Consider the following 21,556-nt stretch of genomic DNA (forward strand, 5'->3'; position numbering starts at 1 on the left):
CGATTGTTTGTCAATATACGAATCGAAAAGGCTATTGCTCGTCACGCTTTACTATTTGTTGCCAGGACTTCATTTGATCAATGAAGCTTTTGCTCTTCAGATGAATCCCTACAAATTCCTCATACAATTCATCTAAAACAGTACGAATTACTTGCTTAGTCTCGGTACTCACTTGAATGGTATCAATCTTTTGATAGTCGATTTGATGGAACAGGCGTAAAAAATGGATTGCCTTTGGATCAGCATGGTATCGTCGCTCATCCAACGACCAATGCCGTTCACAAAGCACACCACTGTATTTACTTGAAAAATCAAATTTCCCATGCGTTTCACCACAGATTGCACAGTGCTGCCATTCAAATTGTACACCAAACCGTTGCAAGACTTGAACCTCAAAAATATTAGTTATAATCTCAGCATCTTTGCCTTCATCAATGAAGTGCAATGCTTCTTTTAAAAATTGGTAGAGATGTGGATCGTATACTCGATCCTCAATCGCTGCATCAGCCAAATTTAAAAGATACGTCGCATACCCTGCAAGAAAGATATCTTCTTGTAGGTGGCGAAACGGATGAATATGTTTCGCCGCATGTAAAAACGAAAGTCCTTGCTCAGAAAACTGGCCAATATACGTCGCTTCGGTAAATGGCATGATGGCTGGCTGCAGGGGATTATTTTTCCGATGCGCACCCCGCACATAAAACATTTGCTTGCCTGCCGACTCTGTAAAAATTTTGACCAATTTATCTTTTTCCTTATGGTTCTTTGCAAAGAGGATTAACCCTTTTGATTCAACAATTGCCATAACTAACCCTCACTACTTGCCTTATCCTACTCTTACTCCATTTCACGATAGCCGTAATCAGTCAGATAGCGTTCTTTTTCGCGCCAGTCCTTTTGCACCTTCACCCAGAGTTCTAAGAATACTTTATTCCCTAACAAATGCTCAATATCTAGCCGTGCTTTGGTGCCAATCAATTTCAACATCTTGCCGCCTTTACCGATGATGATGCCTTTTTGGCTATCACGTTCCACGATGATCGTTGCCTGAATGGCGATTTTTTCATTTTCGTTTTTCTTCATTGAATCCACAACAACGGCAACGGAATGGGGCACTTCATCACGGGTGAATTGCAATACTTTTTCGCGAATTAATTCTGATACGATAAAATATTCTGGATGATCCGTCACTTGATCTTCTGGGAAATACTGCGGTCCTTCTTCAAGTTCTTTTTCGATGGTTGTCATCAAAGTTGGAAAATTATTTCCTTCAGTAGCCGAGATTGGCACAACCTCTGCAAAATCCATTTGTTGAGAGTAATCCGCAATCACTTCAAGTAAGGCATCCGGATGCACTTTATCCAATTTGTTGACAACTAGGAAGACTGGCACAGATTGTTTTTTTAGGCGTTCGATAATAAGATCATCGCCTTTTCCGCGCTTTTGATCGGCACTAATCATAAACAAAATCACATCAACTTCATTTAAGGCACTAAAAGCTGACTCGACCATGAAATCACCCAAACGAGATTTTGGTTTATGAATTCCTGGTGTATCAATAAAGACGATTTGGGCATCTTTTGTCGTATAGACACCTTGTATTTTATTTCGTGTTGTTTGTGCTTTGTCGCTCATAATTGCAATTTTTTGGCCAACGATACGATTTAATAATGTTGATTTACCGACATTCGGGCGACCGACAAGTGCGACAAATCCTGATTTATGTTCTGTCATAAGCTCTCCTTTAAGTAAAAAAATAGGTGTACCATTTTGGGAAGAAAAATCAATGCGCCAATCACTACAGCAAAACAAGCTGTCAATAAAACAGCACCTGCAGCAACGTCTTTAATTTTTTTTCCGAGTGGATCAAAGTGATAGTCTGTCACCATATCGACAATATTTTCAAAGGTGGTATTGAGCATCTCTGCAAATAAAACCAAAAAGATACTCGTTAATAACCACAACCATTCAGACAGATTAAGTGAAAATATGAAACCAAGCACAATGACTAAAAAGCTCACTCTGACGTGTTTTCGAAAATTTCGTTCATCATAATAGACGGTTTTCCAGCCAGTAATTGCAAAATCCAATGACTGAATAAACGATTTATTTTTTTCAACTTGTTTTTTATCTTTTGAGTCCATAGGCATCTAAAATTTCCTTCTGTAATCCAAACATTACCTTCTCATCCTCAGGTGTCATATGGTCATAGCCATTTAGGTGCAAGAAACCATGCAGTGCAAGAAAGCCTAACTCACGATCGACCGAATGGCCATATTCTTCGGCTTGCTCATTTGCTCGTTCAACTGAAATCATTAAATCGCCAAGATTACGAGGAAATTGACTATCGTCAAATTCTTCATCAAAAATAATTGGCAACTCGTCCTCTCCCTCTTCTTCTAGCGCAAAGCTGATAACATCAGTCGGCATATCTTTATTGCGATAGACACGGTTGATTTCTTGTATTTCGTTATTATCCATGAATGTAATGGACATTTCCGTATCTTCTGGTAAATCCAGATGGCTAGCTGCATATTGCAAAAGATCATCGATTTCTTGCATTTTTTTAGCCGTCACACGTTCATTTTCATCGATAAATGCTATTTCCATTCCCTATTCCTCTCTTTTCTCTTGTTCTTCTTTCATTTGCTCTGCTTCTGATTTCATTTTTGGATACTTGATTCTTGAATGGAACGTCGAACACAAGCCATTAATCAATGATTTTTCAATAATGCGTATCTCATTTAATGTCAAGCCCGACTCATCCAACTGACCATCTAATATACGGTCTTTGATTAAATTTGAGACAAACGTTTTAATTTTTTCATTACTAGGTTGATCCATTGCTCTAACGGCAGCTTCACAACTATCAGCAATGCTAACAATCCCCGCTTCTTTTGTCTGTGGCTTAGGTCCTGGATAGCGATAATCCGATTCTTTGACTGAATCGTTGCGTTCTTTTGCTTTAACGTAGAAAAAGCGCATCAACGTTGTTCCATGATGTTGGCGACAAATATCTATGACCATTTGGGGCATTTTTTCAGCTTCTAACACCTTGGCTCCATCGATCACGTGGCCAAAAATAATATCTCGGCTATCTTCGGGTAAAAGAAAATTATGAGGATTTTCAGCACCAGCGGGTAGATTTTCTACGAAGAAATTCGCATGCTTTAATTTCCCAATATCATGATAGTAACATGCCACGCGTGTCAAAAGAGAATTGCCACCGATATCAGCTACTGCATTGGCACTCAGATTGGCTACCATCATACTATGATGATACGTACCTGGAGCTTCTTCTAATAGTCGTTTAAGCATGGGATGATTGGGATTGCTTAGTTCATTTAAAACAATCACACTGTCATCAGTCACGAGTAGTTCAATATATTGGTGTAGTCCTACCGTTAAAAGAAGCGACAATAGACTACCTGCTAATCCACAGACAAGTGCAATCCATGTTTGCCCACTGGTAAAACTCATCCCTTGGAACAGAATAAGCGTGACATTCATCAATAAAGGGAATACAACCAACCACATCAACGCATTAAATCCTTGGTTAGAAATACGTTGTTGTCGGACAATAGTCCCCATAATACCAGAAAAAAGATATGAAATCAGTAAGAAGACCAATACATTCAATCCTACATCTGCATCCGTATTACTAAATATAAACAATGCAAAGACCACCTGGAAGAGTGCAGCTAACAAACCAGAACGGCGATTCATAAAGAAGTTTAGCACAAGTGGCGCAAATGCTGCTGGATAAAAGAGTGGTAAGTGAGGTGCTGCGTTTGTTTGGAACAATTGGAAAAATTTCATAATCAATAAACTGACAATCATCATTGAAGCATAAAAGAGATAACACTTTAACCGTTTAGATTGTTCTTCCATTTGGTGAACAAAAAAGGCCAACATGCCAATCTGCAATAAAATCGTAAAAAAAAGTGAAAGTAACGGATAATAATTTACTGACTGATTGGTCAAACCTAATATTCGCAGCTTTTCAATCGCTGTACTGTCAATTTGAGATCCTTCACGAACAATGATTTCGCCTTGATAGATCATGACAGGTTGTACGGAAGCTTTGGCTTCATTTTGAAGTTCAGTCGTTTTCTTTTCATTCAAAAAAGTATTGGCAACGATACCTTTCGATAATAAATATCGCACAGCTTCTGCTTGGCTCGTCGATACATCGCTCGCTTCTAAGGCACTTTCTGCCTTTTGACGAACACTTGTGACATCACTCTCTTTAATTTGAGCTTTCATTTGATCATCAACTAGATTCAGGGTAACTTGTTCTACTTTCGTAATTTCTGTGGTCGAAAGTGAAAACATCGTTGTCAAAAAGTTTGTTGTCAAATCTTGATAAAAATCCAAATCATCTGTATCAACAGTCTCAAATTGTTTTTTTAATTGACTAATTAATTTTTCTGTCGTCGGCTTGGAGACTGTCGACTTATCTTTTGCAGCTTGGGTATTTTTTTGATAAGTTTCATCTGCACTTGTTTTAACTTTTAAGATTAAGGTAAACAGATTAGCCAAAAGATCATGTTGCCTTGTTGCCAGATCAGATTGGTACGTATATTCCGGCGAAACTGCTTCAGCAGCTAATTTTCTTTTTTGTTCAGTAGCCGTCGAATTTTCGATCGTTTTATTTGCCCTTATATTGGTCTCTGCAACTTGCCCTTCTTTGTAGCTATTTGCAGTAGGCTTGATACTTGGGTAGAGGATCGCGAGCGTTAGAACGAAAAAGACGATTAGAATGATTGGTACAAGAAACTTTCCAAAGCGCTCGTTCATTTTTTCTAGCGATTGATTTAGCATGACTGCTTCCTCCTATTCTTGTTCCAGTTGTTCCGTTGTTTCATTTTCATATGCTCGAATAATTTCTGCTACCACTGGATGACGCACAACATCTGCTGCATCAAAGTGAACAAAGTCAATTTGCTTAATACCTTGCAATGTTTGTTGTGCATGAATTAAGCCACTCGTTACTCCTCGTGGCAAGTCAATTTGGCTAGCATCACCATTAACAATCATCTTTGAATGAAATCCTAACCGTGTCAAAAACATTTTCATCTGAGCAATTGTCGTATTTTGGGCCTCATCTAAAATTACAAAGGCATTCTCTAGTGTCCGTCCACGCATATAGGCAAGAGGGGCAATTTCGATTATGCCGCGCTCCATCAGGCGATTGGTATGATCGATACCGAACACTTGGTAGAGTGCATCATACACGGGACGAAGATATGGATCGACCTTCTCTTTTAAATCGCCGGGTAAAAAGCCTAATTTTTCACCAGCTTCTACAGCTGGTCGTGTGAGGATAATTTTTTCGACTTGACCTTTTTTTAAAGCCGCAATAGCTAAGACAACAGCCAAGAATGTTTTCCCAGTCCCAGCTGGTCCAATTCCAAAGACAACATCATGCCGGCGAACAGCGGTAATATAATGTGATTGACCAATTGTCTTTGGTCGGATCGCTTTTCCGGCGCGATCTTTCATAATCTCTTCTTCGTACATCGCTAGAAAGGAAGGTAACTTCCCTTGATTCATAAAATTTAATGCGCTAACGACATCTGCTGTATTAATGTTAATTCCTCGATTGATTAGTGTTAAAAGGACTTGGAAGACTTGTTCTGCATTTGCTACATCGTGTTCGGTACCGATTATTTGAACAATTTCCCCACGAGCACGAATCTGTGTATTGGTATTTTCTTCAACTAACTTCACATGTTTGTCATGCGTGCCAACTAACAATGCAAAATCATCAGTCGACTGTAAATGAATTTCTCTTGAGTATTGGTTATCTTGCAAAAAAAAATCGCTCCTTTGGTTCTAAATTTATTCAGTATCATCATACCATATCTTGTTTCAAAAGAGATTACTTTTCCTATCAACTAACCGCACCTACATGAAAAAGCCGCAGAACAAATGTCTGCGGCGTGTCATATTACTTGTCTAAACGTTCTTTCACAACGACATTTACTTGATTCCCATCAGCTTTGCCTTTAACTTGTGGCATAACTACTCCCATCACTTTACCAAATTCTTTGACGGAACTGGCGCCTGTTTTTTCGATAGCTTGTGCGACAATGCTATGAATCTCTTCAAGAGTCAATTGCTCTGGAAGATACTGTTCAACAATCGTAATTTCACTTTTTACTTTTTCAACAAGATCTTCTCTGCCTGCTTTTTCAAATTCAGTTAATGAGTCCCGACGTTGTTTCATTTCTCTTGCAAGAATTGTCAACTCTTCCTCATCATTCAAATCGCGGCCAATCTTGATTTTTTCATTCTGTAGTGATGCTTTCAACATGCGAATGACGGTTAATGTCTCTTTGTCCTTCGCCTTCATCGCCGTTTTCATGTCATCATTCAACGTATTTAGTAGTGACACACTACCAACTCCAGTTCTTTCGCAGCAAACTTAGAATTTTTTACGTTTTCTAGCTGCTTCAGATTTTTTCTTACGTTTCACACTTGGTTTTTCATAGAATTCACGTTTGCGAGATTCTTGTAAAGTACCTGCTTTTGACACGGAACGTTTGAAGCGACGAAGAGCATCGTCAAGAGATTCATTTTTGCGAACCACTGTTTTTGACATATAAATTCCCTCCCTCCGAGCTTAAAAAGTAACCGTTTTTGTTATTGAAATAGTTTCAATAACGCACACTGTCCTTAAAAAATTATAACGAAAGACTATTTTTCTGTCAAGTTGTTCTTTGGTATTGTTTTCAATAAAACATGAATTTTATTAAATGGTGTTATCTTTGGTGCTTATTGACACTCTTCGCAACGCCCATAGATTTCAAAACGATGCCCTTCGATCTTGCAACCAGCTAATTGCTCTTCAAATATATCCATTGGGCACGCATCTAATTCTTTGGTCTTGCCACAGACGGAACAAATAAAATGGTGATGATGTTCGCCAATACCATGATGTTGGCAATGAAAACGAAATTGCATTTCACCATTTAAATCTGTCTTCTCTAGAATACCTAAATCAGAAAAATCATGTAAATTGCGATAAATTGTATCGTAGCTATAGCCAGGAAATTGCTCACTCATTTCGTCATAAACTTTTCTAGCAGGTAGGTAGCGATTTTTTTGCGCCAAATAAAAAAGTAGCGCCTCTCTTTTTTTAGTATACTTATAGCCTTTTTCTTTTAAAATATGCCATGCGTGTTCGATGGCTGGTATCTGTTTTTCCATAAATTAACCTCTGTATTTTCTAAATCATAATGCTTACGTTTCACAAATTTAAAGCTATGGTATAATAGATGGAAAAAGAATGCAAGTGAGGCGATTTTATGGAAAACAAAGAAACAATTAATCTCTTCGTCATTTCTGATTCTGCAGGTGAAACAGCAACAAAACTAGCACAAGCTACAATGGCGCAATTTCCATCAGTGAATTTTTGTTTGTATCGAAGAACTTTTATCCGTTCTAGAGAGGCACTCATTAAAACATTAGCCGATGCAAAAGAAGTCAATGGTATCATCCTTCATACGTTGATTAGCGAAAATTTAGTCGAGCTGACCAATGACTTTTGTGAGCAAAGTGGTTTGTATAATATTGATGTCTTAACGCCTACTGTAGACGAAGTGACTCGTCGAACAGGGATCCTCCCAAGTCGGGAACCAGGCGCACTTCATCATCTAAATGAAAACTATTTCCGCCGAATCAAGGCGATGGAATTTGCAGTTAAATATGATGACGGCAAAGATCCTCGCGGCTTTCTCGAAGCTGACATTATCTTATTAGGTGTCTCTCGCACATCAAAGACACCATTGAGTCTTTTTTTAGCTAATAAGAATTTAAAAGTAGCAAACTTACCGATTGTTCCTCAAGCTCATATCCCGAAACAAATTTGGGAAGTCGATCCTAAAAAAATTGTCGGCTTGACCAATGATCCGGATATGTTAAATTCGATTCGTAAAGAACGAATGATCAGCTATGGCTTAAATCCTGACTCAGCATATGCCAATATTGACAAAATCCGTGAAGAATTGGCATTTGCTAATGAGCTTTATCAAAAAATTGGGTGTGTGATAATCAACGTCGCCACTCTATCGATTGAAGAAACAGCCTCAATGATTCTAAATGCCTTAAAACTTGAAGATCATAGTTATTATATTTCTGATAATGATGATGCTGTCCACCCTTTCTAAGAAAATTAAAAAGGCGATTTTGCTCCGTTAAACACATTTCTGTTTAACAGCGCAAAATCGTCTTTATTTACCTTACATGAACCCCTATCCGGTCAATCGATAATGGTGCAATTTCAGCAGCATCAGAAGCCGAATCTTGTAACTTTTTGACAATCGTATCCCTCTTATCAAGCGGCGTCAAGATTAAGACGGTTGGTCCCGCACCACTCAAAAAACAGGCATAGGCTCCTAAAGCTAAGCAGCTATCTTTCACTGATTGTAAATGTGGAACCAATGAATTGCGATACGGTTCATGCCAACGATCCGCAGACATCATCTCACCAGCAACTGCTAAATCTCCTTGAATAATTGCCGCAATCATGACATTGGCGATCGCACTTGCTTCGACCGCTTCTTTAAATGCAAATGTCTGTGGCAAGACATTGCGGCTAGTTTTGGTTAGCAGTTCAACCTTTGGAATGTAGGCAATCACGCCACAGTCAGGAAACTGGTGCTTCACAGAAACGACCGTTCGTTCACTCCGCTCTGGAAAGTAAGTCGAAACCACAAAATCACCAAATATAGCCGGAGCGACATTATCCGGATGTCCTTCGATTGCCGTTGCCAATTCTAATTTTTTTTGAGGAGTAAGATTTAGATTTCCTAGCTGATTGGCAAGCTCAATTCCGGCGACAATCACCGATGAACTACTCCCCAACCCTCTCGCTAACGGAATCTCTGATTGCATCACAAGTCGATGTGGTGCGATTGCAGGACAAATACTTAATGCTGTTGTTAGTAACAAGTTGGTTTCGTCTGTGGGTACTTCAGCTCCTAGCTGATGGTCAATGAACCAACTGTCTTGTTGCTCTTTTACCTCAATCGTCAAATAACGAGCGACCGCGATACCACAAGAATCAAACCCAGGACCTAAATTGGCACTCGTCGCAGGAACACGAATTATCAAAGTTGTTACCCTCTTTCTTAAGCTAGTCTACAAACGGTAAGGCGCCCAAAACTGAGCCCATTTTATTTAAACTTTCTAGTAAGTCATGAAGTTGTTCACTAGTTAATGGATTCGTCACGAGCCACTCATATGCATCATCTGCTATGCTCACATGATGAATGGACTGAATATCTGCGAGTTGATCATTGGTGAATTTTTGAGAAGCATTAGCTTTCTTCATGACAATCCCCATTTTTTCTGCAGGTGACTCAGCTAAAAAGGTAAACTCTAGGTTTTCAAAAAATACAGGAGCAAATTGATTGCTTGTCCCTAGTTCTTTCTTTTTAATTAGGGCTTGAATATCTGCTAAGACACTCGTAGCTGTCGGAGCTGCTCCCGCTCCAGGTCCACTAAGGAAAGATTGCCCAATCTGCGTACTATTGACTTGTAAAGCGTTGGTCTCATTGTCAATCAAAGCTAAAGATGTTTGATCTGAAACCAAGGCAGGAGCTACTCGTAAACTAAGCTCATTACCTATTGCTTTTACTTCACCTAATAATTTGATTTTATAGCCAAATTGCTTGGCTACTGCTAACTGAGCGGGGTGAATGGCCGTAATTCCATCGATTTGAACGTCTTCCATCTTAGGATAAACATGGTAAGCAAGTTGGGCTAGAATCATTACTTTATAGGCGGCATCGATTCCTTCTACATCGTTTGTAGGATCAGATTCGGCAAAACCTAATTCTTGTGCTAAAGTCAACGCTTCCTCATAACTTAAAGATTCATTCAACATTTTAGTCAAGATGAAGTTCGTCGTCCCATTTAAAATTCCGCGAATGCTAGTGATTGTATCCAGAGAAAATTGTGTCTTCAATGGATTGACAATTGGGATTCCCCCTGCCACGCTGGCCTCGTACCCAATCGTCACGCCATGTTGATTGGCAAGTGGTAATAGCTCATGAGCATATTGAGCCATCACATCTTTATTCGCTGTCACCACTTGTTTTTTTGCTTTTAGGGCACGAACAATGTATTCTTTTGCCGGTGACACGCGACCGATTAATTCAACGACAACATCGATTGAGTCATCAGACAAAATATCATCATATGAATCCGTCAGTTGAAACTGATAGTTTTTTGCTAACTTTTTCTTATCTTCTTCTAAGATGGAACGAACTAGTCCATAGACGATTTCCACTTGGACACCGGTCCTTTGATAAAGGTATTCAGAATTTTTCGTGACCAATTCAACCACTTTACTACCGACAGATCCGAGACCAAGCATTGCGATGCGTAACTTCTTGCCTTCCATATTAACTCCTAACTGAAAGTCATCTTGATAACTTTCATCATTTTCTCATAATTTCACTTAGCATACCAAACTCTTCAAAAAAAAACTAGGAATTTTTATAAAATTCCCAGTTTTCTTTACTCTATCAGTTGTGGCGCACATGATCGAATGTCTTCGTCAAGATTGCCAAAACATGACCATCATCAAGACTATATAAGATTGTTTTACCTTCACGACGATTTTTTACAATTTGATTCTCACGTAATAGTTTTAATTGATGGGATACGGCAGATTGCTCCATTGCCAAGTGAGTGGCAATGGCTGTCACATTTAACTCGCCATCTTCCAATAATAATAAAATTTTGAGTCTAGTCACATCGCTTAATAGTTTATAGATTTGACTGACACGTTCGAATTCTTTGTCGGATACTTCTTTCATTTCGTTCTCCTTATCACTTTTTGTCAACGTGATATAGATTATACCTTTAAGCGTTTGTTATTTCATTAATTGCGTCTTCTAAGCTAGCTACTTTTTCTTCAGCTTCCGCTTGTGAGGATGCTTTCACACCAATATAGAACTTAATTTTTGGTTCTGTACCAGAAGGACGTACAGCAATCCAACTACCATCTGCTAAGATATATTTCAATACATTAGAAGGTGGTGTTGTCATTTTTTCAGTGCTATTGGTTTGGTGATTTACTTTTGTTAATTCTTTAAAGTCTTCGGTAACTTCTACTGTAGCACCGGCAAATTCACTTGGTGCTTCGTTACGGAAACGAGTCATCAACGCAGCGATTTTACTTGCCCCCTCTTGTCCGCTCATCGTTACAGAAATTGTTTTTTCTTTGTAGTAACCATATGTTTCAAAAATTTCTTGTAATGCATCATACAATGTTTTATCCGCTTTTTTGTAATATGCTGCTACTTCTGCTAATAAGACCAAAGCTTGAATGGCATCTTTGTCACGAACAAAAGATTTCACCAGGTAGCCATAGCTTTCTTCAAACCCAAACATAAAAGTATGCGAATGGTCTTCTTCAAATTGTTGAATCTTTTCTGCAATAAATTTAAAACCAGTCAAGACGTTCAGCATCTCAACGCCATAGTGATTCGCAATAGCAGTCGGTAATTCACTAGATACGATCGATTTAATAACCACTGCATCTTCTGGCAATGTGTTGGCTTGCTTATGAGCTTCTAAAATATAATGGATGAAAATGGCGCCGATTTGGTTTCCTGTTAATACTTGGTAGTCACCATTTGGCATACGGACTGCGGCTCCTAGACGGTCAGCGTCGGGATCAGTCGCGATTAATACATCAGCATTTTCTTTTTTTCCTAATTTCATGGCGTATTCAAATGCCCCAGCCTCTTCTGGATTAGGAGATTTTACTGTTGAAAAGTCTGGATCAGGGATACCTTGATGGGGTTCAATCAAAAATTTTTCAAAGCCAGCTTGTTTTAATGCTTTTTCTCCTAGCATTCTACCTGTACCATGTAGTGGTGTGTAGACAAGCTTTAAGTCTTTGCCCATTTCTTTTACTAATTCAGAATTTATCGTTACTTTTTTAACTTGTTCTAAGTATGCTTGGTCGACTTGTTCACCAATGATTTGAATCAAGCCACTCGTTTCCACTTCTTCTTCCGATAAGATTGGAATTTCTAATGGGTTTTCGATACCACGAACAAATGTTGTCAAAGCATCTGCATCTTGCGGTGGCATTTGACCGCCATCTTCGCCATATACTTTGTAGCCATTGTAAGCAGCTGGATTGTGAGAAGCTGTAATCATAATACCGGCAAATGCCTTTAACTCTCTTACAGCAAATGAAAGCTCCGGTGTTGGTCTTAGTGATTCAAAGACATATGAAGGGATATCATGTTGGGCTAACGTACGTGCCGCTTCCATGGCAAATGCTTCTGAAAAATGACGCGAATCATAAGCAATCGCAACGCCTCTTTTTTTCGTTTCTGCATCTTGTGTGTCGATAAATAATGCCAAACCTTCTGTTGCTTGTCTGACAGTATAGATATTCATTCGATTAATACCAGGACCTAATATCCCACGCATCCCAGCCGTACCAAATTCAAGCGGCGCATAAAACGCATCTTCTAAAGCTTCAGGATCAGTCGCTAGCTCTTCCAATTGTTTTTTTAAGGTGGGTTCTAATGTTGCTTCGTTATTCCATTGTTGATAGACATCTTGCCAAGTCATATAAAACACCCTTTCTCATTTAATCATGCTTATTATACCACTGATTTTCATTCCGTCCTATAAAAAAACGACTGTCACTTATGACAGCCGCGTGATACTATTTTTGCATATCTTTTAACGTTTCGATATACGAGAAAACGTTTTGACCAGCAATACTTCCTTCACCAACAGCTGTAGTAATTTGTCGTAAGTTCTTCTCGCGAACATCGCCAACCGCGAAGACACCAGGAATGCTTGTTTCCATCTCTTCATTTGTAGGAATCCAGCCATTTTCATTTAATATACCCGCTGATTGAAATGGCTCTGTTAATGGATCTAGGCCAACATAGATAAATACACCGCCAGCAGCTACTGAAGATTCTTCACCCGTTTGAACATTTTTAATTTTCACTGATTCTACGACACGATCGTTACCAGTAATTTCTTCGACAACGGAATCCCAAATAAAGGAAATTTTTTCATTGGCAAAGGCCCGATCTTGAATAATTTTTTGTGCTCGTAGTTGATCACGGCGATGAATAATTACCACTTCTGATGCAAACTGAGTTAAATATAGAGCTTCTTCTACAGCAGAGTCTCCACCACCAACAACAACTAATTTTCGCTCGCGGAAAAAGGCACCATCACAAACGGCACAATAAGAAACGCCACGACCAGCATACTCGTCTTCACCTGGTATGCCTAATTTACGATGGTCACAACCAGTCGCAATGATGACTGTTTTTGCTTGGTACGTCTGGTCATCGGTCACGACTTCTTTATAAGAGCCACAATCCTTGATTTCTTTTACGATACCGTATGCATTTTCTACGCCAAACTTAGTCGCATTCTCATACATTTTATATGCCAACTCAGGTCCTAAGATTGAATCAAATCCTGGATAGTTTTCTACTTCTGCTGTGTTATTCATTTGGCCACCGGGTGCGCCACGTTCAATCATCACTACTGTTAAATTGGCACGAGCGGCATATAGTGCGGCTGTCATTCCCGCAGGCCCCGCTCCAATTATAATTACATCGTTCATCTTTGTACCCTCCAAATTGATTTCTGTTTCCAACTTTACTTATTTAAAGTAAAATTTACAACTAATCTGCTTAAATATACTAACATTTCTTTCATAATTATTGACTTTGCTTTTCAGTCAGGTAAAATTTCCTAGACGTTATAATTATTAAACTATAAGAGAGGTTTTTACTTTTGACAAGAGCAAAATTAGTCACGCCTTCTGACAAAGAGTTACTTTTTTTAAGTTGGCCTATTTTTATTGAATTTTTCTTGCGCGTTGTTATCGGCAATATTAACGTCTGGATGATTTCACATTACTCTGAACCTGCTGTCGCTTCGATTGGTGCAGCGAATCAACTACTGAATTTATCGATTTTTGTATATGGCTTTGTCACAGTCGGGACCCAAATTTTGATTGCACAGTACTTAGGTGCCAAAAAAATAGCGTCCGTCAAACAAGTCATCAACACTTCATTGTTCGGTGCGCTAGGGATTGGCTTTTTGATTAGCCTTGTTTTCATTCTCTTCTCATCTCAGCTTTTGCAGTTTATGAATCTTGAACCTGAATTGATTACAATTGGCAAAAGTTATTTACAAATTTTTGGTGGTAGCTTGTTTGTCTCAGCTGTCTCAGCTGTCATCATCGCCATCTTACGTACGCACGGCTATACTCAGCCTGCCCTACTTGTACCAATGGTCGCAAGTATTCTTGCTGTCATAGGAAACTATGTAGCGCTATATAGTCCCTTTGGCTTACCGAATTTCGGCGTAAGCGGACTTGCATGGTCCAGTGTGATTGGTAATACAATCGGCCTGATTATTGCCTTCTCATTACTAAAGAAACACATTCGCTTTTCCATTCGTGACCTCTCCCTCAAAGATTTTTCAGGAGCGAGAATCAAGCAAATATTAACATACGGTCTCCCTTCTTCTGGTGAGTCCTTATCCTATCAAGGAGCACAAGTAGTCGTGACGATGATTGTCGCTTCACTAGGTGCCAGTGTCTTAATTGCAAAATCATACATTACAGCAATCTCCCAATTTGTCTATCTAATTGCAGCAGCAATTAGTCAAGGGAATCAGATAATGATTGGTCGCAGCGTTGGCGCAGGAGAATTTCAGCGTGCGTACAAGCGTGGCATGCGTTCGACTGTCATTGGTGTATTGGCTTCGATTATGATTTGTGTATTGACCTATGTCTTTATCGAACCAATCATGGGAATCTTCACCACCAATCCTGAAGTTATTGCCATCTCAAAAGAAGTCTTCTTAGTCGAGATTATTTTAGAAGCAGTTCGCTCAGTCAATATGATTCTGGTCGGTTCTTTAAATGCTAGCGGCGATGTGAAGTTTCCATTAATCTGTAGTTTAATCGTTCTGTGGCTAATCAGCTTGCCATTTTCATATCTTTTGGCAATTCGTTTTGGCTTTGGATTAGTCGGTGTGTGGATTGCGTATGCGATTGATGAATTTCTAAGGAGTTGTCTGATGATTAATCGTTGGCGGTCTGGTGTCTGGAAGTCCAAGGCCGTCGTGACTGCTGAGGAAAAACCCATTGTCGATTTGTCTTAATCGCGGTATGATTGACAAAAAGGAGGCGCTGATTATGTCGATTTATCAATTTCAAGTTCGTCTAGCTTCTGGCAAAGAGTATTCTTTAGAAAAGTATCAAGGCAAAGTACTACTGATTGTCAATACGGCCTCAAAATGTGGCTTGCGCGGTCAATTCAAGGAACTGGAAGCATTGTATCAACAATACAAAGACGATGGATTCGTCGTGCTGGGCTTTCCTTCCAATCAATTTCACCAAGAACTGACTGATGGCCAACAAGCAAAAGAAAGCTGTCAATTAAACTATGGTGTCACGTTTCCCATCCATGAACTAATAGCTGTCAACGGCCCTGACACTAATCCACTCTTTACGTATCTAAAGGAGCAGCAACCAGGTGTTTTAACCAAAGACATCAAATGGAACTTCACGAAATTTTTAGTTGATAAGACCGGCACTGTTGTTAACCGTTACGGTCCGAAGACTTCACCACTTGAAGCAAAACCAATGATTGAAAAACTATTACATGACTAAAATGATATACATTGAAGACTGTAGCTATACACAAAAAGACCATAAAATTCAGAAGTTGTTTCTCAATCTTTTGAATTTCATGGTCTTTTTTTCTGATCCTTATAGAATACTCTCTGTAAGGAATAAGTGATAGTTAGATTTCTTCGCTTTGCAGTCGGTACATGTCCGCATATAAGCCATCTTGAGCAAGTAGCGTCTCATGCGTCCCTTGTTCGACGATGATGCCTTTATCTAATACTAGAATCATATTAGCATCTTTAATTGTTGATAGGCGGTGCGCAATGGCGATCGTTGTCCGATTCTTTCGCATATTCTCTAGGCCTTCTTGAATAGCTGATTCGGTCTCTGTGTCAATATTGGCTGTCGCTTCATCTAAAATTAAAATCTTGGGATTCGTGACAATCGTGCGGGCAAATGAAAGTAATTGCCTTTGACCACTCGAGTAACTGGCCCCGCGTTCGATTACTTTGGCCTGATACGATCCCGGTAGCTTTTCAATAAATTGATCTGCTTGAACAAAACGAGCAGCCTCTTGGACTTGTTCTTGCGTGATGGAAGAATCTCGAAGGCGAATATTATCGGTAATATCTCCATAAAATAAAAACGCATCTTGTAAGACCAAGCCAATTTTTTTGCGTAATTCCTCGATTGGATAGCAACGAATGTCTTTGTCATCGAGTAAAATTTGGCCAGATTCAATTTCATAGAAACGCATCAAACTATTAATAATGGAACTCTTGCCACTACCAGTGTGACCGACAAACGCCATTGTTTCTCCGGGATTGACAACAAACGAAATATTCTTTAAGACTGGTTGCCCTGGGTTATAAGCAAACGTGACATCTCGAAACTCAACTTTTCCGTCGACTATCGAATCAGTGGCATCTTCAAATGCAGCTGGAGCCAATTCTTGATGATCCATAATTTTTAGGATGCGGCTACTGGCAACAATCCCATCAGTAAAGACACTTAATGAATCCATCATTTGCGTCATTGGATTGAAAAAACTCGAAACATACGTAACAAACGCATAAATTAGACCCACTTCTACCAAATGGTGCGTAGCGTTGATTCCGAAAAGTGACAACGAAGCAGCCACTGCTAGAGCATACAAAAGATTGATGATTGGCGCTAATAGTAATGAGTTCGTACGAATCATCGCATACCGACTTGCTAGATACTCATTATTGGTTTCGTCAAACTCTTGGTTTAGCCGTGCTTCTTGGTGAAATTGTTGAATAATCGCCATACCGGAAATCGATTCGTTTAGCTTGGTATTTAAATCACTCAGTCGTTCCCGCATTTGTCGATAGATACGTGAACTGTACTTTTGATAATACCCAATGATAAACAACAAAATCGGTAAAAATACGAGCATCGCAAGCCCAATTTTGATATTGATTTGTATCATGGCAATAAATGAGGAAACAACTGCAAAGATACCTGTGATGACCGTCATAAAGACATACCAAAATTCATTCAAGGTTTCCGTATCATTTGATACCCGTGAGACAATCGAGCCAGCCGGTGTTTGATCAAAATAGCGCATCCCTAACGTATGGATTTTTTTGAAAAGCTCTATACGAATATGATTCAATGTACGGGTAGAAGCATTCGCATACATATAACTTTGAAAAAATAGCATACACGCTTTAACGATTGTCCCAAAAAGATACAATAAGCCAAAACCAAAGATAACTTGACCGGTAGCAGAAAAAGAAGTCAGATAGTTGTCTATCAAATATTGGAGGACTTTTGGTAATAAAATGTTCACAATAGAGACTCCTAAAGCCAAGCCAATCGCCACAAAAAAAGATCGTCGATAAGGCTTAGCATAGGGCAACATACGCCGAATAATGGTCACTTGTTCTTTAAGCGTCAATTCTTTTGACCATTCGCTTTTTTGCATTATTGTTCACCTCGCTCTATTTTTGCTTCTAATTGTTGCTTGCTCCACATTTGTGCATACCATCCGTGATTCGCTAATAATTGACTATGTGTCCCTCGTTCAACAATCGTACCTTGATCCATGACAATAATCTCATCTGCATGCATTACACTGCTTAATCTGTGAGCAGTGATGATGGTCGTTTGTCGCTTCGTGCGTGCTTGAAGATGCTGCAAAATGGCTTCTTCCGTTTTCGCATCTACAGCTGACAAAGCGTCATCTAATATCAACAATTCTGGTTTTGTGATTAATGAACGCGCGATGGAAATTCGCTGTTTTTGCCCACCTGACAGCGAGACGCCTCGTTCACCAACCAAGGTATCATACCCTTGCACAAATGCCTGAATGTCTTCATGTATTGCAGCGAGTTTTGCGACTTCTTCGACCATCGTTTGCGTAGATTTGGGCGCAGCAAACCGAATGTTGTCCCGAATGGTCATCGAAAATAAAAAGTGATCTTGTGGCACATAGCCAATCGCTGCTAATAAAGCCTGCAGTCGGTAGGCTTTAATATCATGCTCACCAAACAAAATGGACCCTTGATAGTCATCGTATTCACGTAAAAAAAGTTTTAAGAGCGTGGTTTTACCAGCACCCGTCTTACCCACAATCCCCAGCGTCTTACCTTCATCCAATTTCAGGGCGATATCCTTTAATACAACTTGGTCTGGGTAGTCTGGGTAAGCAAATGACTTGATATCTACCACGATATCCCCTTTGGCACGAGTCGCTATGCCATATTCCTCTTCAATGATATGGGTTTCTTCTGCTAGTAGTTCTTCAATTCGATCGTAGCTAGCATTCCCTCTCTCCAGGACGTTAAATAAGCGACCAATCGCAAACATCGGCCATACGAGCATACCAATGTAACTAATAAAGGAGACCAACTGCCCGACCGAAATCGTATGAGCCATGACATAGCGCCCACCTAACCAAATCGTCAGGACGTAAGAAATTCCGATAATAGCTGTAATACATGGATCAAACAACGCGTCATACCGATTCACTCTGCGATTTTTTTGAACCACTCGTTGGATTTTCTCTTCAAAGTCAGCGATATCCTCTTCTTCTTGACCAAACGTTTTAATGACTTTCATGCCCGTGATACTTTCTTGCGTTTTATCATTAATATCTGAAAACGCCGCCTGAGCATCGCGAAAAGCGACATGAATTTTTGATCCCAACACGCGCGAAGTCACTGCCAAAAGTGGCAGTGGAATCATCGCTAATATCGTTAAGCGCCAGTCAACAAATAAAACCATTGCAACAATGGTCGATATCCCTGTGATTAATGAATCAGCAAATGTCAGTATCCCCGCTCCAGCAACATTTTGCACAGCGCTGACATCATTGGTCGCATGAGCCATCAAGTCTCCTGTTCGATGGGTTTGGAAGAAAAGATGATCCATTTTTGTAAAATGGTGAAACAGTTGACTCCTTAAAGACCGTTCTAACTTAGCGGCACTGCCCCAAATATTTGTGCGCCAAATAAAACGGAACCCGTATTGTGTGAACGCAGCTAGTATGAGCACACCAATCCAAATCAATAACGTTTGCCTTGTTAATCGTTTCTGATCAATTTCATCAATGATCAAACCAATTATTTTGGGTGGTAATACTTGGACGATTGCGACCACAACCAAAGAGAAAACGCCGATTGCATAATGTTTTTTCTCTTGTTTAAAAAACCAACCTAACTTTTTAAAAATTGACACTGTGCGTCTCCCTTCTTGCAAAACATTTTTACAACAAAATAACCAAACAAGATAGAACGCCGAAACATTCTATCTTGTTTGGGTTATGTCGCATGTTCACTTCAAATAGTCATAGCGACTTAGTTTTGATTTTTCATTTGTTGCATCATTTGACGGATTTTCTTTTCAGATGGTTTTTGACCCATTGACATCATCATTGAACGCAGCATATCCTCATTGACAGGAGGATTTTTCTTTAAGTAATCTTTCATATATTTACGTGCATAAAAGAACCCACCAATTGCTCCGACAGCCAATGCAATAATAGCGACGATTACATACATCATAGTGACTCGAACTCCTTTCTAAACAATCTCTTCCCACCCATTCTACTAGAAGTGTCGTCAAAAAAAAAGACAAATGGCAAAATTTTAAAGAAGAGACTTCTTGCACTTTGCCATTTAATCTTAATTTAAAGCGACGTCTCGTTTCGTAAACAACCAATTGGTGATGAAATAAATGATTGCACTAATTACCAAAATTCCAATTCCCATCTGCCAATAGGTCAAAAGATACATATCAGATGCACTCGTCCATGATTTTGTTCCTCCAAGCATTTGAATAAAATCAAGAATGAGCTCGCGAATATTTAAGAGATTGAATGGATTCCAGCGTAACCAAGAATGCTTTGCCATAATAATAAATAAGAGAGCATTCATCATCGACGAGCCAAAAAGAACACCAATACCTAGCCCGACCGCTAGTGCCTGTGACCGTATCACCGCTGAAATAAATAAAGTAATCGATACATAAAAAACCAACATTAACAAATTGGTTGCGCCATATAAAAGAGCAACTTCAATCGCATTCCACCCTCCAAAGCTTGTCATGCTAGCAGTATAAGAGCCTTGTTTTAAGAAAATAATACTCGCAAAAAAACTACTAATTCCTAAAATGATCGTACCTACTAGGCCATATGCCATACATACAAGCCATTTAGAGAACAAAATCTGACTTCTTGTAAACGGTCGAATGAGTAAAAATTTGATCGTGCCCTTTGAAAATTCTTCTGCCACAGTAGATGCCGCCAGAATGACAATGACTAAATTTAAAAAGGAGCTAACCCCAGATAGTTCTGCAAAACTTTGCGGTCCGTCAACTGAAGCTTGAGCAAGCTTCATCAGATAGGTAATGCCAAATGTAGCGACAATTAAAAATAGAAACAAAAAAATGGTTGATTTTTTCTTGGCTAATTTAAGCCATTCATTTACTAGTAATGAGCCCATTATAATCCCCCCTCTTTTGTCCAATCCAAAAAGACCTCTTCTAGTGAAGCTACTTTTGGATAATAGGCAGAAATAGCCAAATCGTTTTCGACCAAGTCTTTCAGTAGAGAGACGCGAATGTCTTGCTCCAAAGTCACCCAAATTTGCTTACTGTGTTGTTCAACGGCTACTCCTTCTTGTCGCAAAAAGCGAATGACTTCTTCCGTTTTTTGCGACTCAATAATCATGGTTAGCTGTTGATTTTTTAACTCATTCATCGACACTTGGTGTGTGACTTTGCCGTTTTGGACAATAACCAACTCATCGGCAACTAGTTCAATATCACTGAGTTGATGACTAGAGAGAATGACCGATAACCCTTTGTTCTTTAAGTCACGAATCATTTCTCGAAATTCCTTCATCCCCATCGGATCCAAGCCATTCATCGGCTCATCCAATACAAGGAGTGAGGGGTGGTGAATCAGCGCTTGTGCGACACCCAATCTTTGGCGCATCCCTAATGAATACGTCTTTACTTTTTTTCCAATATGATCTTCTAAATGAACTTGTTTGATAATGGCTAAAATTTCTTCAGGCATGACTTTCTTTTTGGACATGCGTGCATATTGCATTAAATTGTCCATGCCGCTCATATAATTATAAAATTCAGGATTTTCCACAATCGCTCCGACTTCGGCAATTGCTTGGCGGTAAGTTTTTTTCAATGAATGATTGGCGATGATAATTTCACCTTGTGACAGACGCATTAAACCGACAATCATCCGAATAAGAGTAGTTTTGCCAGCTCCATTTGGTCCGAGTAATCCGACAATCTTTCCTTTCGGTACATGGAAACTTACTTCATCAATAATGATTTTTGAGCCAATTTTCTTTTGGACATTTTGCACTTCTAGGATGTTTTCCATAGACTCCCCACTTTCTTTCTATTTAA

The 21,556-nt window shown here is 39.3% G+C and carries 22 protein-coding genes; 3 read left to right on the forward strand and 19 right to left on the reverse strand.

What is annotated here, in order from left to right:
* Positions 1 to 31: 31 nt before the first annotated feature.
* The 9 genes from recO to NE257_RS05380 all read right to left on the reverse strand — a co-directional run bounded on the left by recO (position 32) and on the right by NE257_RS05380 (position 7,215).
* Positions 32 to 805 (reverse strand): DNA repair protein RecO, encoded by a 774-nt coding sequence (recO, locus tag NE257_RS05340; protein ID WP_251851731.1) that lies wholly within the window; start codon positions 803 to 805, stop codon positions 32 to 34.
* Between the two features lie 32 nt (positions 806 to 837).
* Positions 838 to 1,734 carry a GTPase Era gene (era, locus tag NE257_RS05345; RefSeq protein ID WP_251851732.1) on the reverse strand — a complete coding sequence of 299 codons (897 nt, stop codon included), beginning with the start codon at positions 1,732 to 1,734 and terminating at the stop codon, positions 838 to 840.
* A complete protein-coding gene (locus NE257_RS05350; protein WP_040367260.1) occupies positions 1,731 to 2,144 on the reverse strand; it encodes a diacylglycerol kinase family protein in 414 nt (137 codons plus the stop codon). The genes era and NE257_RS05350 overlap by 4 nt, the downstream gene beginning before the upstream one ends.
* A complete protein-coding gene (gene ybeY / locus NE257_RS05355; protein WP_007208084.1) occupies positions 2,128 to 2,610 on the reverse strand; it encodes an rRNA maturation RNase YbeY in 483 nt (160 codons plus the stop codon). Before ybeY ends, NE257_RS05350 begins: the two co-directional genes overlap by 17 nt.
* A gap of 3 nt (positions 2,611 to 2,613) precedes the next feature.
* Positions 2,614 to 4,824: an HD family phosphohydrolase gene (locus NE257_RS05360; protein ID WP_251885959.1), complete on the reverse strand. Its 2,211-nt coding sequence runs from the start codon at positions 4,822 to 4,824 to the stop codon at positions 2,614 to 2,616.
* 12 nt (positions 4,825 to 4,836) lie between these two features.
* Positions 4,837 to 5,817 carry a PhoH family protein gene (locus NE257_RS05365; RefSeq protein WP_251851734.1) on the reverse strand — a complete coding sequence of 327 codons (981 nt, stop codon included), beginning with the start codon at positions 5,815 to 5,817 and terminating at the stop codon, positions 4,837 to 4,839.
* 136 nt (positions 5,818 to 5,953) lie between these two features.
* The gene (locus NE257_RS05370) at positions 5,954 to 6,400 is read right to left on the reverse strand and encodes a GatB/YqeY domain-containing protein (RefSeq protein WP_251851735.1); all 447 of its coding nucleotides are present in this window, start codon (positions 6,398 to 6,400) and stop codon (positions 5,954 to 5,956) included.
* Positions 6,401 to 6,430: 30 nt separating this feature from the next.
* A complete protein-coding gene (rpsU, locus tag NE257_RS05375) occupies positions 6,431 to 6,607 on the reverse strand; it encodes a 30S ribosomal protein S21 (RefSeq protein WP_002356740.1) in 177 nt (58 codons plus the stop codon).
* Positions 6,608 to 6,780: 173 nt separating this feature from the next.
* Positions 6,781 to 7,215 (reverse strand): Fur family transcriptional regulator, encoded by a 435-nt coding sequence (locus NE257_RS05380; protein ID WP_007208080.1) that lies wholly within the window; start codon positions 7,213 to 7,215, stop codon positions 6,781 to 6,783.
* A 98-nt stretch (positions 7,216 to 7,313) separates the two neighbouring features.
* Between NE257_RS05380 and NE257_RS05385 the strand changes: the two genes are divergently transcribed.
* Complete coding sequence (locus tag NE257_RS05385) at positions 7,314 to 8,174, forward strand: pyruvate, water dikinase regulatory protein (RefSeq protein ID WP_007208079.1); 861 nt, start codon at positions 7,314 to 7,316, stop codon at positions 8,172 to 8,174.
* A gap of 67 nt (positions 8,175 to 8,241) precedes the next feature.
* On the opposite strand, the gene thrB is transcribed toward NE257_RS05385, so the two are convergent.
* The 5 genes from thrB to trxB form a co-directional block, all read right to left on the reverse strand.
* Positions 8,242 to 9,120: a homoserine kinase gene (thrB, locus tag NE257_RS05390; protein ID WP_251885960.1), complete on the reverse strand. Its 879-nt coding sequence runs from the start codon at positions 9,118 to 9,120 to the stop codon at positions 8,242 to 8,244.
* A gap of 22 nt (positions 9,121 to 9,142) precedes the next feature.
* A complete protein-coding gene (locus NE257_RS05395) occupies positions 9,143 to 10,414 on the reverse strand; it encodes a homoserine dehydrogenase (RefSeq protein WP_251885961.1) in 1,272 nt (423 codons plus the stop codon).
* A 124-nt stretch (positions 10,415 to 10,538) separates the two neighbouring features.
* On the reverse strand, positions 10,539 to 10,832 hold the full coding sequence (locus NE257_RS05400; protein WP_040366462.1) for an ArsR/SmtB family transcription factor: 294 nt from the start codon (positions 10,830 to 10,832) through the stop codon (positions 10,539 to 10,541).
* A 46-nt stretch (positions 10,833 to 10,878) separates the two neighbouring features.
* Complete coding sequence (locus tag NE257_RS05405) at positions 10,879 to 12,609, reverse strand: phospho-sugar mutase (protein ID WP_251885962.1); 1,731 nt, start codon at positions 12,607 to 12,609, stop codon at positions 10,879 to 10,881.
* 97 nt (positions 12,610 to 12,706) lie between these two features.
* Positions 12,707 to 13,633, reverse strand: coding sequence for a thioredoxin-disulfide reductase (gene trxB, locus NE257_RS05410; protein WP_040366461.1), 927 nt, complete (start codon positions 13,631 to 13,633; stop codon positions 12,707 to 12,709).
* A gap of 173 nt (positions 13,634 to 13,806) precedes the next feature.
* Here trxB and NE257_RS05415 point away from each other — a divergent pair, with 173 nt between their 5' ends.
* On the forward strand, positions 13,807 to 15,186 hold the full coding sequence (locus NE257_RS05415) for an MATE family efflux transporter (protein WP_251854992.1): 1,380 nt from the start codon (positions 13,807 to 13,809) through the stop codon (positions 15,184 to 15,186).
* A gap of 34 nt (positions 15,187 to 15,220) precedes the next feature.
* Positions 15,221 to 15,697, forward strand: coding sequence for a glutathione peroxidase (locus tag NE257_RS05420; protein ID WP_251869701.1), 477 nt, complete (start codon positions 15,221 to 15,223; stop codon positions 15,695 to 15,697).
* 133 nt (positions 15,698 to 15,830) lie between these two features.
* Here the strand turns inward: NE257_RS05420 and NE257_RS05425 are convergent, their stop codons facing one another.
* From NE257_RS05425 to NE257_RS05445, 5 genes are all read right to left on the reverse strand, one after another.
* On the reverse strand, positions 15,831 to 17,606 hold the full coding sequence (locus NE257_RS05425) for an ABC transporter ATP-binding protein (protein ID WP_251851740.1): 1,776 nt from the start codon (positions 17,604 to 17,606) through the stop codon (positions 15,831 to 15,833).
* Entirely contained in the window at positions 17,606 to 19,360 is a 1,755-nt protein-coding gene (locus NE257_RS05430) for an ABC transporter ATP-binding protein (RefSeq protein ID WP_251851741.1), read from the reverse strand. Before NE257_RS05430 ends, NE257_RS05425 begins: the two co-directional genes overlap by 1 nt.
* A gap of 119 nt (positions 19,361 to 19,479) precedes the next feature.
* Entirely contained in the window at positions 19,480 to 19,686 is a 207-nt protein-coding gene (locus NE257_RS05435) for a YneF family protein (protein WP_007208069.1), read from the reverse strand.
* Between the two features lie 120 nt (positions 19,687 to 19,806).
* A complete protein-coding gene (locus NE257_RS05440; RefSeq protein WP_007208068.1) occupies positions 19,807 to 20,625 on the reverse strand; it encodes an ABC transporter permease in 819 nt (272 codons plus the stop codon).
* Complete coding sequence (locus NE257_RS05445) at positions 20,625 to 21,530, reverse strand: ABC transporter ATP-binding protein (protein WP_007208067.1); 906 nt, start codon at positions 21,528 to 21,530, stop codon at positions 20,625 to 20,627. The genes NE257_RS05440 and NE257_RS05445 overlap by 1 nt, the downstream gene beginning before the upstream one ends.
* Between the last annotated feature and the right edge of the window lie 26 nt (positions 21,531 to 21,556).

The organism is Enterococcus italicus, assembly GCF_023743875.1.
GTDB lineage: Bacteria > Bacillota > Bacilli > Lactobacillales > Enterococcaceae > Enterococcus_G > Enterococcus_G italicus.